We start from the raw sequence: 14712 nt of genomic DNA on the forward strand, positions 1-14712 counted from the left end.
GGGGCGGGCCTCGGCCTGCCCCCGCCTGAGTTTCAGGTTACTTTCAGCTTACGCTGCGGCTCATCATGCGCAGCGCCGGCATGCGGTCGCGGATCTGGGTGGTGTCGGCCGCATCCGGGCGCGCCATCACATACGCTTCCAGGTCGGCCAGCGCCGGGCGGAAGCACTCCAGGTTGGCATACGCCAGCCCGCGGTCGCGCACCTCCTCGATCGAGCCGGGCAGCAGGATCACCAGGCGGTTCTGCACCGCCAGCAAGCGCTGCCAGCGCGACTCCTGCAGATAAATCGACTTGAGATTGCGCAGCACGCGCGCCACGATCTCGCGGTGGCTGGCCACCTGCAGGAACAGGCCCAGCGGCACCTCGTTGGGATCCGCGATGCCCTCGCGCTCCAGGTGCGGGTCGAGCATCTCCTGCAACTGTTCCTTGGACAAGGTCTCGCCGGTGAGCGGGTCCACCACCACCTCGCCCGCCGGAATCGACATCCGCACCAGGAAATGGTTAGGGAAGGACACGCCCTTGAGCGGCAGCCCAATATGCTGGCCCAGTTCCATATAGAGTACCGCCAGCGAAATCGGGATGCCACGCCGCTGCTTGAGCACGACGTTCAGGTACGAGTTGTCGGGGTCGTAGTAATCGTTCGCGTTGGCGCCGAAGCCCAGGTCGCGGTAGAAGAAATGATTGAGCAGGCGCATGCGCTGGATGGCCGGCGTACCTTCGGCGACGCGGCGTTTCAGGCGTACCGCGAGCATGTCGAGCGCTGCGAGCTCGGCCTGCAGGTCCAGGTCCGGATAGGCATCCTGGGCGATCGAGAGCACGGTCTCTGTCAGCGGGATACCGTTCTCGTCTGCCACGAGACTGGCAAAGTATTCCAGGACTTTCGTGGTTGTCATTGCGGCGTTCCTGAATGCGGCCTGGCGGCTGTTCCGGATGAATGCTGGCGGCGTGGCGTGCCTTCCCGGACGGTAGGGTGTTGGTACCGTCCGCGGTCGCGCGCCTGGGCAGAACCGCTTCATCTCATTCTGACACAACCTCAGTAGCCTTGACCCTGCACCGCGCGCTGCCGCAACCCTTGGCCCGCGCCGTCTGGCGCTGGCGAAAAGGGCAGGTTTGGCAGGCGGGGGCTTGTTAGCCGGCTCTCCGCTTGAAAGCGGAGTATCTCAGCCCCATGAGCCACAGTGTACCGAAGTAGACGACTGCCGCAAGTACCAGGCACGAGGCCAGCAGGGCGATACGCAACAATGGCGTGGCACCCAGGGCGACCCAGTCGAAGTTGCGGGCGAACCACAACAGCATGCCCGCCAGCAGCGTGACGGCGGTCAGCAACTGGGCCAGGAACAGCCACCAGCCCTTGGCCGGCGAGTAAAAGCCGCGCTTGCGCAGGCCCAGGAACAGCAGCAACGCGTTGACGGTGGCGCCGAAGCTGATCGACAGCGCCAGGCCCGCATGGCCAAAGCGCGGCACGAAGACGTAGTTGGACAACTGCGTGATCACCAGCACCAGCAGGGCGATCTTGACTGGGGTGCGGATGTCCTGGCGGGCATAGAAGCCCGGCGCCAGGATCTTGATGAGGATCAGTCCCAGCAGGCCGATGCCGTAGGAGACCAGCGCCTGGCGGGTCATTTCCACCGCATGGGCGTCGAACTTGCCATAGTTGAACAGCACCGCCGTGAGCGGCGCGCCGAACACGAACAGCCCGACCGCGCACGGCACGGCCAGCAGGAAGGTCAGGCGCAGGCCCCAATCCAGCAGGCCAGAGTATTCGGCCCGGTTTTCCTCGGCGCTGGCTTTCGACAGGCTTGGCAGCAAGATGGTGCCCAGCGCCACGCCCAGCAGCGCGGTCGGGAATTCCATCAGGCGGTCGGCATAGGTCAGGTAAGACACGCTGCCGGCGGCCAGGCGCGAGGCGATATTGGTATTGATGATCAGGCTGATCTGGGCCACCGAGACCGCCAGCAGCGCCGGCGCCATCTGTCGCATGACGCGGCGCACGCCCGGCTCCGCCCAGGCCGCGCGCAGGTTAAAGCGCAGGCGCGGCATTACGCCCAGGCGCCGGAGCGCCGGAATCTGCACCGCCAGCTGCAGGATGCCGCCCACCAGCACGCCCCAGGCCTGCGCGTAGATCGGCTGCGCCATATGCGGGCCGACAAACAGCGCGGCGATGATCAGGCAGATATTGAGCAGCACCGGGGTGAAGGCCGGCATGGCAAAGCGGCGCCAGGTGTTCAGGATGCCGGAGGCCAGCGCCACCAGCGAGATCAGGCCGATGTAGGGAAACATCACGCGCGTCATGAAGACCGCCGCGTCATAGGTTTCTCCGCCATGCTGGCGAAAGCCGGTGGCGACCACCATCATGACCACCGGCGCACCGATCACGCCAAGCAGCGAGACGCCCATCAGGACCCAGGTCATGACCGTGGCAACGGCATCGATCAGCGCGCGGGTCTCGGTCTCGCCACGCTTGCTGTGGTATTCACCCAGGATGGGCACGAAGGCTTGCGAGAATGCGCCCTCGCCGAAGATCCGGCGCAGCAGGTTGGGGATGCGGAACGCCACGTTGAAGGCGTCGGTCATGTCCGAGGCGCCAAAGGCACGCGCGATCAAGATCTCGCGGATGAGGCCTGTGATGCGCGACAGCATCGTCAGGCTGCTGATGGTGGCGAGCGCTTTGAGCAGGTTCAAGATGGTTCGGCGGCAAGGGGTGGCGGCGGCAGCGTCGGTCGGACCGCCGGTGCGAACCGGGTTCAGACGCCGGGCGCGCGCCAAAGTTGCATCGAGGCCACGCGAGGGCGGGGCCGGTGTGGCGCGTATTATACGGTTTGGCCCCGCAGGCGCCCGGATATGCACGTATATCGGCGTTTGCTTCGCCCTGCTCGAGATGAGGTGTGGCTCGGCTTGCCAGCCGCTTTTTCTTGTGTGTATAATTGCCGATTCACAAGGCTAGTTGCGTTCCGGATTCGTGTGCCAGTGCATCCCGGGTCGCTTGATGTGCACTTAATTGTGTCCGCGGTTTGCTCCGTCCTCCCGTCGGGCACGCATCTGAATTCAGGAAATCTACTTAAATGGCAAATTCCGCACAAGCTCGCAAGCGCGCGCGCCAGGCCGTCGCCCAGAACGCCCACAACTCCAGCCTGCGTTCGCGTCTGCGTACCGCAGTGAAGGCTGTTCGCAAGGCAATCGAAGCCGGCGACAAGGCTGCTGCTGCCGAGATCTTCAAGAACTCGCAATCGATCATCGACGCTATCGCCGACAAGAAGATCGTGCACAAGAACAAGGCTGCACGCCACAAGTCGCGCCTGTCGTCGGCTATCAAGTCGATGGCTGCCTGATATAGGCACTGGTGCCGGGCGCAAGCCAGGCACCTTCCGGCTGTTCGCCGGCCATTGCGTGGCCGCGCCGCCTCGGCGGTGTGCCACGGTCCTGGTCAGGTTGTCGGCCGGCAGGGTGGATCGCCTTACGGGGTAGTCCAGCCGATAAAAAAGCTCGTCATTTGACGAGCTTTTTTTGCTTTGTACTTGGCTTCGTGCTTTGGGCTGGCACCTGTCCTGAGGGTGTGTGCGGCTAGCTGCGGCCATGCCGCAGCTGCTTCAGTGCGAGCTCACTCCAGCGAGCAGGCCTCGACCAGTTGCAGGTTGTTGTCGCGCGCGAAGTTGAGGACGAAGTCGAGCGCTTTGGGTTCAATGTCGCGCAGCCGCGCATCGACCACCACGCTCTTCAACCCGCCGGCCATCACTGGCCGCACGTAAGGTGAGTAAGTGATGCGGGGGTCGCCGGTGTCGCCTTCGGGGCGGAATTGCGCCATCACGCCGCACAGTCGTTCAGCCCAGTCGCTTGGGCGGAAGGTCTTGCCTTCCTTGGTGATGCCTTGGATGAAGTATTCGCGAACTGTGGGATTCATGAGACTGCGGGGATAAGACGGGTGACTCGACGGTAAACCCGCCAGACTGACCAAACGGAAGCCCGTTTGACGCGGCCAGGAAACGATTAGTTCGTTTCATTCCGGCCGTGGCGGCGGGGGCGTCGGTGTCGGCGGGGGCACTTTTGATGCCGGCAGCGGGCGGTGGCATGGGTATGCCGGGCCCCGCGTGAATCAGCCAGTATTATATCTTATATAAGACTCGCGCATAAGCCTCCGTGCCGGGCGAGGTGCCGTGCACGCTCGCCAAAGCCACAATAATCCCTTATGATTCTTACAGTTAAATTGCGTAAGCGACGCGAAAGGCGGCTCCGCGGCATGGTCAGGTCATGAACCCTTCATGGCGGCATGCCACCACCGAGCCGCCTTCTTTGTTTTATGAGCCCAACTTCGATCAAGCATTACCTCCAGTTCAGCGACCTGACTCCCGACGAGTACGAGTACCTGCTGGACCGCGCACGGATTCTGAAGACCAAGTTCAAGAACTACGAGACATGGCATCCGCTGCACGACCGCACGCTGTCCATGATCTTCGAGAAAAACTCGACTCGTACGCGCTTGTCGTTCGAGGCCGGCATCCACCAGCTCGGTGGCCATGCCGTCTTCCTCAACACCCGCGACTCCCAGCTGGGGCGCGGCGAGCCGATCGAGGACGCGGCGCAGGTGATCTCGCGCATGGTCGACATCATCATGATCCGCACCTTCGGCCAGGAAATCATCGAGCGTTTCGCCGCGCATTCGCGCGTGCCGGTGATCAACGGGCTGACCAACGAATACCATCCCTGCCAGGTGCTGGCCGATGTCTTCACTTACATCGAGCAGCGGGGCAGCATCCGCGGCAAGACCGTCGCATGGATCGGTGACGCCAACAATATGGCCTACACGTGGATCCAGGCCGCAGAGCGCCTCGGCTTCACGTTCCATTTCTCGGCGCCTCCCGGCTACCAGCTCGATCCGGTCATGGTGCCGGCAACGGCCGCTCATCTGGTCAAGGTGTTCGACGATCCGCTGACCGCTTGCCAGGGTGCCGACCTTGTCACCACCGACGTGTGGACCAGCATGGGCTATGAGGCCGAGAACGACGCGCGCAAGCGCGCCTTCCAGCACTGGATGGTGACTACCGCCATGATGGATCGCGCCGGCGACGATGCCCTGTTCATGCACTGCCTGCCTGCCCACCGCGGCGAGGAAGTCGAGGCCGCCGTGATCGACGGCCCCAAGAGCGTGGTCTGGGAAGAGGCTGAGAACCGCCTGCATGTGCAGAAGGCGCTGATGGAATACCTGCTCTGCGGACGTTACTGACCGTTGGCGGGGTGGCGCCACGATTGGCGCACATGCGGCGCGCCAATCCGGTGCCCGCATGCTCGCCCGGCTCGCCAAGTGCCGCCCAAGCCGGGGCGGACGTGTCAAAATAGCGGTCTTTCCGCATCCCTTTTTCTCGCGTGACTGGCTTTGTGGCTAGCCGCGCTTACTTTTCGCATCGAGTCGAACATGAGCGATATCAAGAAAGTCGTGCTCGCCTACTCCGGCGGGCTGGACACTTCGGTGATCCTGAAGTGGCTGCAAGACACCTATCAGTGCGAGGTGGTCACCTTTACCGCCGACATCGGCCAGGGCGAGGAACTCGAACCTGCCCGCCAGAAGGCGCTCAAGTTCGGCATCAAGCCGGAAAACATCTTCATCGACGACCTGCGCGAAGAGTTCGTGCGCGATTTCGTCTTCCCGATGTTCCGTGCCAATGCCGTCTATGAAGGCGAGTACCTGCTCGGCACCTCGATCGCGCGTCCGCTGATCGCCAAGCGCCAGATCGAAATCCTGCGCAGCACCGGCGCCGACGCTGTGTCGCACGGCGCTACCGGCAAGGGCAACGACCAGGTTCGCTTCGAGCTGGGCTACTACGGCCTCGAGCCGGGCGTGAAGGTCATCGCCCCGTGGCGCGAGTGGGACCTGCTGTCGCGCGAGAAGCTGCTGGCCTACGCTGAAAAGGCCGGCATCGAAATCGACATGAAGCACAAGAAGGGCGGCGCCCCGTACTCGATGGACGCCAACCTGCTGCACATCTCCTTCGAAGGCCGCCACCTGGAAGACCCCAAGGCCGAGGCCGAGGAAGACATGTGGCGCTGGACCGTGTCGCCGGAGAACGCACCGGACGCGGCCGAGTACCTGGACGTCGAGTTCGAGGGCGGTGATATCGTTGGCCTGAACGGCAAGCGCATGACCCCGGCTGAAGTGCTGACCGAGCTGAACCGCCTGGGCGGCAAGCACGGCATCGGCCGCCTCGACCTGGTGGAAAACCGCTACGTCGGCATGAAGAGCCGTGGCTGCTACGAAACCCCTGGCGGCACCATCATCCTGAAGGCCCACCGCGCTATCGAGTCGATCACGCTCGACCGCGAAGTGGCTCACCTGAAGGACGACCTGATGCCGCGCTACGCCAGCCTGATCTACAACGGCTACTGGTGGAGCCCGGAGCGCCGCGCGCTGCAGGTGCTGATCGACCACACCCAGGCCAAGGTCAACGGCTGGGTCCGCGTCAAGCTGTACAAGGGCAATGTGATCGTGGTCGCCCGCGACTCCAAGGACACGCTGTTCGACAAGACCATCGCGACCTTCGACGATGACGGCGGCGCCTACAACCAGGCCGACGCCGGCGGCTTCATCAAGCTGAACGCGCTGCGCATGCGCATCGCCGAAAACGCTCGCCGCCAGCGCGGCGAGTAAGCCGGCCGCAGGCAGGCAACAGAAGAGGGGCCGTCATGGCCCCTTTTTTGCGCCGCCTTGCCCTGCGGTATTCCCGATTCAGTCATCCAGAACCAAGAGCATCAAGGAGAAATAGCGTGAGCCAGTTCGACAACGTATCCGTCGTCAAGAAAGCCAACCTGTACTTCGACGGCAAGTGCGTGAGCCACACCGTGCTGTTCCCGGACGGCACCCGCAAGACGCTGGGCGTGATCTTCCCCGCCGCCCTGACCTTCAACACCGGCGCCCCGGAAATCATGGAAATCAATGGTGGCGTGTGCCGCGTCAAGCTGGCTGGCGAAGACCAGTGGCATACCTATGGCGCCGGCCAGCAGTTCAATGTGCCCGGCGACAGCAGCTTCGATATCGAAGTGACCGAAACGCTGGACTACGTCTGCCACTTCGGTTGATCACGGCAGCCCGGACGGCTTAAAGCACCACCGGCTCGGGTTCGATACGCACGCCGAAGCGGGCCTGTACCGCATCGGCGATGCGGTGCGCCAGCGCCAGCAGCGCCTGCCCGGTGCCGCCGCCGTGGTGTACCAGCACCAGCGCCTGCTTGCCATAGACGCCCACCGGGCCGTCGCTGACCCCCTTGAATCCACACTGGTCGATCAGCCAGCCGGCTGCCAGCTTGTAGCTGCCGTCAGGCTGGGCATGGCTGACCAGGTTGGGATACCGCATCAGCAGCGCGTCGCGCTGTTCGGCGCCCACCACCGGGTTCTTGAAGAAGCTGCCGGCATTGCCGACCTGGGCCGGGTCGGGTAGCTTGCGCGAGCGGATCGCGATCACCGCGTCGCGGATACGGTCTGCCGTGGGGTGCGCCGCAGGATCTTGCGCCAGCTCGCGCGCCAGTTCCGCATAGCCCAGCACTGGCTGCCATGGCAGCGGCAGGCGCAGGGTGACGGCGGTGATGATGTAGCGGTCCCGCCCCTCACGCTTGAACAGGCTGTCCCGGTAGGCGAACTGGCACTGCTCCAGCGTCAGGTGGACGAATTCGCCGCTATGGCGGTCGAACGCGCGCAGGCTGTCGAAGCGCTCGCGCAGCTCCACGCCGTAGGCGCCGATGTTCTGGATCGGCGCGGCGCCCGCGGTGCCGGGAATCAGGGCCAGGTTTTCCAGGCCCGGAAGGCCGTCGGCGATAGTGCGGCAGACCAGCGCATGCCAGTTCTCGCCAGCACCGGCCGTCACCATGTGGGCGGCATCCGCCGAGGCCACCGCGTAGCCGGGAATCTCCATCAGCAGCACCAGCGCGTCAAGGTCCTGCGTAAGGACCACATTGCTGCCGCCGCCGAGCACCACCAGCGGCAGGCCTTGCGCGCGGGGATCGGCCAGGGCGGCCAGCAGGTCGGCTTCGCTGCGCACGTGCACCGCAAAGCGCGCGCGCACGTCGAATCCGAATGTATTGTGGCGGCGCAGGGGATAAAATTCGAGGAAATCTGCCATGCAAGGGAAAGGTGAAGCGGCCCGCCGGGGTCGACGGCACCGGACTGCAGGGTAGGCTGGATTATACGTAAGCGCCGCCGCCAGCCGGCGCGCGCCCGGTACAAGCAACAAGCAACACGCAGCAAGACAAGGAGAATGCAATGCCGTCGTTTGACGTAGTGTGCGAAGCGAACATGATCGAGGTGAAGAACTCGGTCGAGCAGGCCAACAAGGAAATCACGAACCGCTTTGACTTCAAGGGTTCGGATTCACGGGTCGAGCACAAGGAGAACGAACTCACCGCGTTCGCCGATGACGATTTCAAGCTCGGCCAGGTCAAGGACGTGCTGATCAGCAAGATGGCCAAGCGCAATGTCGATGTGCGCTTCCTCGACTACGGCAAGACCGAGCGCATCGGCGGTGACAAGGTCAAGCAGGTCATCACCATCAAGAAGGGTGTCACCGGCGATCTGTCGAAGAAGATCGTCAAGATGATCAAGGACAGCAAGATCAAGGTGCAGGCCAGCATCCAGGGTGACGCCGTGCGTGTCACGGGGACCAAGCGCGACGATCTCCAGAGCGTGATCGCGCTGCTGCGCAAGGACGTCCCCGAAGCGCCGCTGGACTTCAACAACTTCCGCGACTGATCCTGTCGCCGGCAGGCGTGGCAGCCATGCTGCCGCGCGCCTGCTTTTTCTTTAGCGCGCCTGCGGCAGGCCGCCGATCTTCGTGCCGGCCTTCAGGCCCTTCTGCGCAAACCATCCCTTGTTCATCTCCAGCGCGTAGCGCACGGCCGCGCGCGGGCAATGGTTGTTCTCAGTCTGGGGCGCCATGTCTTCGATATTGACGATGGACCCGTCATCGGCCAGGAAGGCGATCGACAGGGGCAGGTCGGTATTCTTCATCCAGAAGCAGTGTCCGGCTTTCTCTTCGAACACAAACAGCATGCCCTCGTTGGCGGGCATGGTCTTGCGGTACATCAGGCCAAGCTCGCGGGCTTCCGGCGTGGCGGCGATTTCCGCCTTGATCGCGTACATCCCAGCGGTGAGTTGCCTGACCGGCAAGCTGGCCGGGGACTGGGCACAGGCGGCGGCCATGGCGGCGAGCGCGCAGCCGCTGACGAGCAGGTTCTTGAGCAAAGGGCGCATGAGTTGGAGCGGCGAATGACGGTTCGGGACAGCCGCCAGCATAGCGCAGCTACCGCGCGAGCGGCACGGACAAATATTCCACTTCGTTGCAGCAGGCCCTACCGTCGCGAGCAAGAAAAAAGGCAGGCGCCTTGCGGGCGACCTGCCTTGCTTGCCGGGCACGAAGCCCGGCCTGCCTGCAAACTCTTACTTCGTTGCAGCAGCTTCAGCCTTGGCAGCCGGAGCAGCGTCAGCCTTGGCAACCGGAGCAGCCTTGGTCTTGTGGTGAGCGTGCTTCTTGGACTTCTTGGCGCTCTTCGTCGCGGGCTTTGCAGCCGGTGCTTCGGCGGCAGGCGCTGCAGCAGCCGGCGCTGCCGGTGCGGGTGCGGCGGCTTGGGCGAAAACGCCGGTGGCGAACAGGCCGGCAACCAGAGCAGCGATCAGTTTGTTCATGCTTAACAACCTCGAAGGTAAATCGATTCGGAAGAGTTGACTCGTATGCGACGCGTCAGTGTCAAAAACGAAACGAGGCGGGGAGCCGTTGACCCACGACTTGTTAATATTTGTAACTTTTTGCGCGAGGGCGTGCGTGGCGGCGCTCCGCAGGGCTGGTCGCCGCCCCCGAGCCGTCCCCGCGCACGATCGCGCGGGGACGTGGCGCGACTACGGCTTCCAGGCCGAGCGCGCTCGGGTCGATCTCGCACCATTGCCCTGGCGCGAGTCCGAGCGTACGCAGGTCGAGCATGCCAATCTGCACGCGCACCAGGCGCAAAGTCGGAAATCCTACTGCCGCGGTCATTCGGCGCACCTGGCGGTTCTTGCCCTCGCGGATCTCGAGTTCGAGCCATTGGGTCGGGATGGCGGCGCGAAATCGCACCGGCGGATTGCGTGGCCACAGAAAGCCTGGCTCGTCGATGCAGCGCGCTCGCGCCGGCAGCGTGCGGAAGTCTCCCAGGTCGACGCCATTGCACAGGTGCGCCAGGGCGGCTTCGCCGGGCACGTTTTCGACCTGGGCCAGATATGTCTTGGGCAGCTTGTGATGCGGATCGGCAATGCGCGCCTGCAAGATGCCGTCATCGGTCAGCAGCAGCAGGCCTTCGCTGTCGGCGTCGAGCCTTCCCGCCGGATACACGCCGGGCCGCTGCACGCAGTCGGCGAGAGTCGGGCGCGACGGGTGCGCGGAGAACTGGCTCATGGTGCCGAAGGGTTTGTTCAGTGCGATCAGCGTCATCGAGAGTATTGGGGCCTGGCGCGCGGATAGGCGCATGAATAGCGTCAGTATGGGGCGTCAGTATGCCGTAGCCCACGCCGGGCGGCGCGGGTCCGGCCAGGATGGCGGATCATGAAATTTTGTTGCATAATACAAAACGGTCTTATGTCTTATATAAGACTTGTGTGCGTGTGACGCATAGCCGGGTAGTCCGCGTGTGGTGCGCAGCGGCATCGCCCGCGCCAATCGCCGTTAAAATGCCCACGCGCCACCCAAATCTCGCCGTCTGGTCACGAATCCGGCGGCTCGTTGCAACCCCCCCGTTCCGTACTGGAGACGTCATGTATCAACACATCAAGGTTCCGGCCGGCGAAAAGATCACGGTCAACCAGGATTTTTCGCTGAATGTTCCGGACAATCCGATCATTCCATTCATCGAAGGCGACGGTACGGGCCTGGATATCACCCCGGTGATGATCAAGGTGGTCGATGCGGCCGTGGCCAAGGCCTACGGTGGCAAGCGCAAGATTTCCTGGATGGAGATCTACGCCGGCGAGAAGTCGACCAAGGTGTATGGCCCTGACGTGTGGCTGCCTGAAGAAACCCTGGAAGTCCTCAAGGACTACGTGGTGTCCATCAAGGGCCCGCTGACCACGCCGGTTGGCGGCGGCATCCGCTCGCTCAACGTGGCCTTGCGCCAGCAGCTGGACCTGTACGTCTGCCTGCGCCCGGTGGCGTACTTCAAGGGCGTGCCCTCGCCGGTGCGCGAGCCGCAAAAGATCGACATGGTGATCTTCCGCGAGAATTCGGAAGACATCTACGCCGGCATCGAATGGGAAGCGGAAAGCGACCAGGCCAAGAAACTGATCGCCTTCCTGCAGAACGAAATGGGCGTGAAGAAGATCCGTTTCCCGGATACCTCGGGCATTGGCGTCAAGCCGGTCTCCAAGCAAGGCACCAAGCGCCTGGTGCGCAAGGCCATCCAGTACGCGATCGACAACGACAAGCCGTCGGTGACCATCGTGCACAAGGGCAACATCATGAAGTTCACCGAAGGTGGCTTCCGTGACTGGGCCTACGAGCTGGCACAACAGGAATTCGGCGCCGAGCTGATCGACGGCGGCCCGTGGTGCAAGTTCAAGAACCCGAAGACCGGCCGCGAAATCGTCATCAAGGATGCCATCGCCGACGCCTTCCTGCAGCAGATCCTGCTGCGCCCGGCCGAATATTCGGTGATCGCCACGCTGAACCTGAACGGCGACTACATCTCCGACGCACTGGCGGCCCAGGTTGGCGGCATTGGCATTGCCCCGGGCGCCAACCTGTCGGATTCCGTGGCCATGTTCGAAGCCACCCACGGCACCGCACCAAAGTACGCCGGCAAGGACTACGTGAACCCGGGTTCCGAAATCCTCTCCGCGGAAATGATGCTGCGCCACATGGGCTGGACCGAAGCCGCCGACCTGATCATCTCCTCGATGGAGAAGTCCATCCTGTCGAAGAAGGTCACCTATGACTTCGCCCGCCTGCTCGAAGGCGCGACGCAGGTGTCGTGCTCGGGCTTTGGGCAGGTGATGATCGACAATATGTGACCGTAGTCCGGGCTGTCTCAGCCTGAACCGAAACCCCGGCGACGCAAAGGTCGCCGGGGTTTTTTTTCATCCCGTCGTATCAGGAGATACTACCCGGCAAGTGTGCAGCCAGGTCGACATAAAAAAAAGACCGAATAGGACACATAAGGAAAATGCTCTCCGCACTTGCAGAAATGTCCGATTGATTTTGGTGCTGTATCGCGCATAAGTAGGGAGGCGCCAAACGCCTATCAATCAATCCATGGGAGAACGTATGCACAACGTGAAGCAGTTGACCGCAACTTGGGAGGCCAAACCATGATGCGCAGAGTTGCGTGTGTGGGCGACAGGCTTTCACCAGATGGCGTCATCCTCCCGTATGACGGGCCAGTTTTCACCATTGGCGACGGTGCCGGCCACCAGGTAGCGCTTATCGGTGGGCAAGCCTACTGCGAAGCCTGCAAGACCACCGGCATCCTTGCAAAGGCTGGCGGACCGAGCCGTATTAGCTTCATGGGCGAGACGGCGGCTGATGGCGATATCGTGCTCTGCAAGTGCCCGACACATCCGAGCATTATCGCCACTCTCGCCGGCGAGACTTGGTGCGACGACGAAGCCGAGAGTGCTGGAGTGGCAAGCGTGCAGGAAGTTATCGCGGGCACAACTGATTTCCCAGTGGCGCCCTTCTTGGCCTCTAATCCCCGTTACGACCAACAGGTGCAACTTCTGGACGAAAACTCCGGCCAACCCCTGGCACGCCGGCGCTACCGCCTGACAGGCGATGGCGGATCGATCGAGGCGCGAACAGACGACAGCGGTATGACCGAGCGCATTTCGAGCGATACCGCAGCGACCATGACGCTGGAAATATTTGGGGAGGATGCCTGATGCAACCAATCAAGACGATACAAATTCCATTGACTCCGATTGAGAAGCGCGCGCCTGTGAAGGTCTATCTGCTGCGGCCTCGCGGGACTCTGTATTGGGGTGGGGCCGGACTAGATGGCGACTACGTGCGGCCACAACTCGAGGCGTTCCGGAGGGCAGGGATTGCCCACTGCTTTGCAGGCATCACAAACTCGGCGACTATCGATCTTCCCAAGGACTATGAGTTCGTAGGCACGCTGATCGATGCCATCCGATCCGGCCTAGCCATCCGCTCGCGCGATAACGGGGAATGGACAATTACGAGTGGCATGGCAGCAGAGGCATCCCAATTCAATCTGATCGGCTATAGCTATGGCTCCCTCCTGGCCGCTCAGACTGCATGGTCTTATGCCCGGGCCGGGCACGTGATTGACCATCTAGTACTGGTGGGTTCACCCATCGAGGCCGGGTTTCTAGCGGATCTGCGTAGCCACAAAAGTATTCGCAAGACCACCGTGATCAATCTGACCGAACATGGAGATCCAATCTACGCGGGGATGCCGTGGGCCGAGCTTGCTGTGGCGGCTCCGCTGCTGGGCAAGCAAATGATCGCAGGCAAAGGAGAAGGGCATTTTTACTATGCGCATGTGGTGCCAGACAGTCTGCGCCGTTGGGCCGCCTTGGCGCAGCAAGTGGCCGCCGAGGGGCTCAGATGATACAAACTAGGAGCAGGGTTGGGAGTGCGGTGGATTGCATCGCCATTGGCCTTGCGCTCTTGGGTTTGGCCTTTGCAGTCTTTACCTTTCTCACTCCTATCACTCGCGCGCAGGTCACTACCGGCTCATTGGTTGTTGTTACTGCTGTTGTGCTTGCAACTGCGTGTCTGCTGACGCTGATTGGCTTGATTCTGGTACTGCTAGCGCTCATGCGGCGCTCTCCTGACCGATGGCGAAGCCTTGCGGCCTATTGCGTCGGGCTTGCGTTGTTCGTGGGGGCATTTGTGCTAGCTGGTTCCTGGGTTGGGCATCACCTACCCCCACGGCAGACTAGCGCTGCCGCCATAGTCGGCAATCTCGATGTAAGTGCTTAGCCATCTTTCCACAGGCCGACGGCGCGCCGTTCGGGCCTGAGTGGCTGCACCATGCGCTCATGGGCGGCTGGGCCGACCATCGCGAATGCCACGTTGGCGGCGACTTCCTGTTGATCTACTGGCTGGATAGTGCCGGCACTGGAGGGCAAGATATTTTGCGCCTAATGACGTACATTTCGGGGTGTTTGAATGTGCGGAAACAGCCAAAATTATGCAAAAAGCCACCAAAGAGCTACAAAAACGACCGGAAATCAATGAGGAATCGAAGTGGCAGGCTAAAAGGCGCGACCAGCGAGCCAAACAAAAAGCCCGGCATTGACCTGGCCGGGCTTTTTGTCGGATGCGTTACGTGCTGCTGTCCAGCCTGCGTGCTTTGGGGCGGGGCAGGCCGATCCCGTTCCGGGGATGATCCCCCCGCATCCTGTCGTGGCCACCTCAAGCTCTACCGGCTGGTGCGGCCGCGCACCGAATCTTCAGGCGTGATCCTGGATATTGGTGGCTTGTTTGCCCTTGGGGCCCTGGATGATTTCGAAGGATACGCGCTGACCCTCTTTCAGGGTCTTGAAGCCATTCATCTGGATGGCCGAAAAGTGCGCAAACAGTTCTTCTTCGCCGTCGTCCGGCTTGATGAACCCAAAGCCCTTGGCGTCATTGAACCATTTGACGATACCGCTTGCCATAAACTCCCCCAACAAAAAAAGCAGGATACGAGCGGGGGAAAGCGCCGCGGCCAGTGGGTGCCCGGCTAGTGTTCTTCCGCGCTGCCCG

16 protein-coding genes and 1 pseudogene are annotated in these 14712 nt (G+C 62.5%); 9 read left to right on the forward strand and 8 right to left on the reverse strand.

From position 1 onward, the window contains the following. Nucleotides 1–43 precede the first annotated feature (43 nt). Nucleotides 44–892, reverse strand: a complete 849-nt coding sequence (locus AB4061_RS19280; protein WP_441636555.1) for a SirB1 family protein — start codon at nucleotides 890–892, stop codon at nucleotides 44–46. A 235-nt stretch (nucleotides 893–1127) separates the two neighbouring features. Further along, nucleotides 1128–2681, reverse strand: coding sequence for a murein biosynthesis integral membrane protein MurJ (gene murJ, locus AB4061_RS19285; protein ID WP_441636557.1), 1554 nt, complete (start codon nucleotides 2679–2681; stop codon nucleotides 1128–1130). Nucleotides 2682–3061: 380 nt separating this feature from the next. Between murJ and rpsT the strand changes: the two genes are divergently transcribed. After that, on the forward strand, nucleotides 3062–3328 hold the full coding sequence (rpsT, locus tag AB4061_RS19290; protein ID WP_006157537.1) for a 30S ribosomal protein S20: 267 nt from the start codon (nucleotides 3062–3064) through the stop codon (nucleotides 3326–3328). 269 nt (nucleotides 3329–3597) lie between these two features. Here the strand turns inward: rpsT and AB4061_RS19295 are convergent, their stop codons facing one another. Beyond that, entirely contained in the window at nucleotides 3598–3897 is a 300-nt protein-coding gene (locus AB4061_RS19295) for a DUF3579 domain-containing protein (protein WP_006157536.1), read from the reverse strand. A gap of 396 nt (nucleotides 3898–4293) precedes the next feature. Here AB4061_RS19295 and argF point away from each other — a divergent pair, with 396 nt between their 5' ends. The 3 genes from argF to ppnP all read left to right on the forward strand — a co-directional run bounded on the left by argF (nucleotide 4294) and on the right by ppnP (nucleotide 7064). Further along, a complete protein-coding gene (argF, locus tag AB4061_RS19300) occupies nucleotides 4294–5217 on the forward strand; it encodes an ornithine carbamoyltransferase (RefSeq protein ID WP_441636559.1) in 924 nt (307 codons plus the stop codon). Nucleotides 5218–5406: 189 nt separating this feature from the next. Continuing rightward, nucleotides 5407–6636: an argininosuccinate synthase gene (locus AB4061_RS19305; protein ID WP_035867543.1), complete on the forward strand. Its 1230-nt coding sequence runs from the start codon at nucleotides 5407–5409 to the stop codon at nucleotides 6634–6636. Nucleotides 6637–6752: 116 nt separating this feature from the next. Then, nucleotides 6753–7064, forward strand: a complete 312-nt coding sequence (gene ppnP / locus AB4061_RS19310) for a pyrimidine/purine nucleoside phosphorylase (protein ID WP_441636562.1) — start codon at nucleotides 6753–6755, stop codon at nucleotides 7062–7064. A gap of 19 nt (nucleotides 7065–7083) precedes the next feature. Here ppnP and murB read toward each other — a convergent pair whose 3' ends face one another. Then, nucleotides 7084–8100, reverse strand: coding sequence for a UDP-N-acetylmuramate dehydrogenase (gene murB / locus AB4061_RS19315; RefSeq protein WP_441636564.1), 1017 nt, complete (start codon nucleotides 8098–8100; stop codon nucleotides 7084–7086). Nucleotides 8101–8240: 140 nt separating this feature from the next. Between murB and AB4061_RS19320 the strand changes: the two genes are divergently transcribed. Beyond that, nucleotides 8241–8726 (forward strand): YajQ family cyclic di-GMP-binding protein, encoded by a 486-nt coding sequence (locus AB4061_RS19320; RefSeq protein ID WP_006157531.1) that lies wholly within the window; start codon nucleotides 8241–8243, stop codon nucleotides 8724–8726. 51 nt (nucleotides 8727–8777) lie between these two features. Here AB4061_RS19320 and AB4061_RS19325 read toward each other — a convergent pair whose 3' ends face one another. From AB4061_RS19325 to AB4061_RS19335, 3 genes are all read right to left on the reverse strand, one after another. After that, complete coding sequence (locus AB4061_RS19325; RefSeq protein ID WP_441636566.1) at nucleotides 8778–9227, reverse strand: DUF192 domain-containing protein; 450 nt, start codon at nucleotides 9225–9227, stop codon at nucleotides 8778–8780. A gap of 186 nt (nucleotides 9228–9413) precedes the next feature. Beyond that, nucleotides 9414–9659, reverse strand: coding sequence for a hypothetical protein (locus tag AB4061_RS19330; protein WP_441636568.1), 246 nt, complete (start codon nucleotides 9657–9659; stop codon nucleotides 9414–9416). A gap of 103 nt (nucleotides 9660–9762) precedes the next feature. Next, nucleotides 9763–10437 carry a pseudouridine synthase gene (locus tag AB4061_RS19335; RefSeq protein ID WP_441636570.1) on the reverse strand — a complete coding sequence of 225 codons (675 nt, stop codon included), beginning with the start codon at nucleotides 10435–10437 and terminating at the stop codon, nucleotides 9763–9765. Between the two features lie 320 nt (nucleotides 10438–10757). Between AB4061_RS19335 and icd the strand changes: the two genes are divergently transcribed. The 4 genes and pseudogenes from icd to AB4061_RS19355 all read left to right on the forward strand — a co-directional run. Beyond that, a complete protein-coding gene (gene icd / locus AB4061_RS19340; protein ID WP_043349336.1) occupies nucleotides 10758–12008 on the forward strand; it encodes an NADP-dependent isocitrate dehydrogenase in 1251 nt (416 codons plus the stop codon). A 297-nt stretch (nucleotides 12009–12305) separates the two neighbouring features. Next, nucleotides 12306–12875 carry a PAAR domain-containing protein gene (locus AB4061_RS19345; protein ID WP_441636573.1) on the forward strand — a complete coding sequence of 190 codons (570 nt, stop codon included), beginning with the start codon at nucleotides 12306–12308 and terminating at the stop codon, nucleotides 12873–12875. Then, nucleotides 12875–13570, forward strand: a complete 696-nt coding sequence (locus tag AB4061_RS19350) for a hypothetical protein (protein WP_441636575.1) — start codon at nucleotides 12875–12877, stop codon at nucleotides 13568–13570. Before AB4061_RS19345 ends, AB4061_RS19350 begins: the two co-directional genes overlap by 1 nt. Nucleotides 13571–13946: 376 nt before the next feature. After that, nucleotides 13947–14105, forward strand: a pseudogene (locus AB4061_RS19355) (type II toxin-antitoxin system mRNA interferase toxin, RelE/StbE family); the annotation flags it as partial. 312 nt (nucleotides 14106–14417) lie between these two features. Here AB4061_RS19355 and AB4061_RS19360 read toward each other — a convergent pair. Then, nucleotides 14418–14624, reverse strand: coding sequence for a cold-shock protein (locus AB4061_RS19360; protein ID WP_006157526.1), 207 nt, complete (start codon nucleotides 14622–14624; stop codon nucleotides 14418–14420). Nucleotides 14625–14712 lie beyond the last annotated feature (88 nt).

The sequence above is a fragment of the Cupriavidus sp. YAF13 genome, assembly GCF_052113425.1.
In the GTDB taxonomy this organism is placed as follows: domain Bacteria; phylum Pseudomonadota; class Gammaproteobacteria; order Burkholderiales; family Burkholderiaceae; genus Cupriavidus.

What these genes read in the sequence shown, in the direction of transcription:
- AB4061_RS19280 (WP_441636555.1), bottom strand. Translation starts at nt 892, where the DNA reads ATGACAACCACGAAAGTCCTGGAATACTTTGCCAGTCTCGTGGCAGAC.
- rpsT (WP_006157537.1), top strand. Translation starts at nt 3,062, where the DNA reads ATGGCAAATTCCGCACAAGCTCGCAAGCGCGCGCGCCAGGCCGTCGCC.
- AB4061_RS19295 (WP_006157536.1), bottom strand. Translation starts at nt 3,897, where the DNA reads ATGAATCCCACAGTTCGCGAATACTTCATCCAAGGCATCACCAAGGAA.
- argF (WP_441636559.1), top strand. Translation starts at nt 4,294, where the DNA reads ATGAGCCCAACTTCGATCAAGCATTACCTCCAGTTCAGCGACCTGACT.
- AB4061_RS19305 (WP_035867543.1), top strand. Translation starts at nt 5,407, where the DNA reads ATGAGCGATATCAAGAAAGTCGTGCTCGCCTACTCCGGCGGGCTGGAC.
- murB (WP_441636564.1), bottom strand. Translation starts at nt 8,100, where the DNA reads ATGGCAGATTTCCTCGAATTTTATCCCCTGCGCCGCCACAATACATTC.
- AB4061_RS19320 (WP_006157531.1), top strand. Translation starts at nt 8,241, where the DNA reads ATGCCGTCGTTTGACGTAGTGTGCGAAGCGAACATGATCGAGGTGAAG.
- AB4061_RS19325 (WP_441636566.1), bottom strand. Translation starts at nt 9,227, where the DNA reads ATGCGCCCTTTGCTCAAGAACCTGCTCGTCAGCGGCTGCGCGCTCGCC.
- AB4061_RS19330 (WP_441636568.1), bottom strand. Translation starts at nt 9,659, where the DNA reads ATGAACAAACTGATCGCTGCTCTGGTTGCCGGCCTGTTCGCCACCGGC.
- AB4061_RS19335 (WP_441636570.1), bottom strand. Translation starts at nt 10,437, where the DNA reads ATGACGCTGATCGCACTGAACAAACCCTTCGGCACCATGAGCCAGTTC.
- icd (WP_043349336.1), top strand. Translation starts at nt 10,758, where the DNA reads ATGTATCAACACATCAAGGTTCCGGCCGGCGAAAAGATCACGGTCAAC.
- AB4061_RS19345 (WP_441636573.1), top strand. Translation starts at nt 12,306, where the DNA reads ATGATGCGCAGAGTTGCGTGTGTGGGCGACAGGCTTTCACCAGATGGC.
- AB4061_RS19350 (WP_441636575.1), top strand. Translation starts at nt 12,875, where the DNA reads ATGCAACCAATCAAGACGATACAAATTCCATTGACTCCGATTGAGAAG.
- AB4061_RS19360 (WP_006157526.1), bottom strand. Translation starts at nt 14,624, where the DNA reads ATGGCAAGCGGTATCGTCAAATGGTTCAATGACGCCAAGGGCTTTGGG.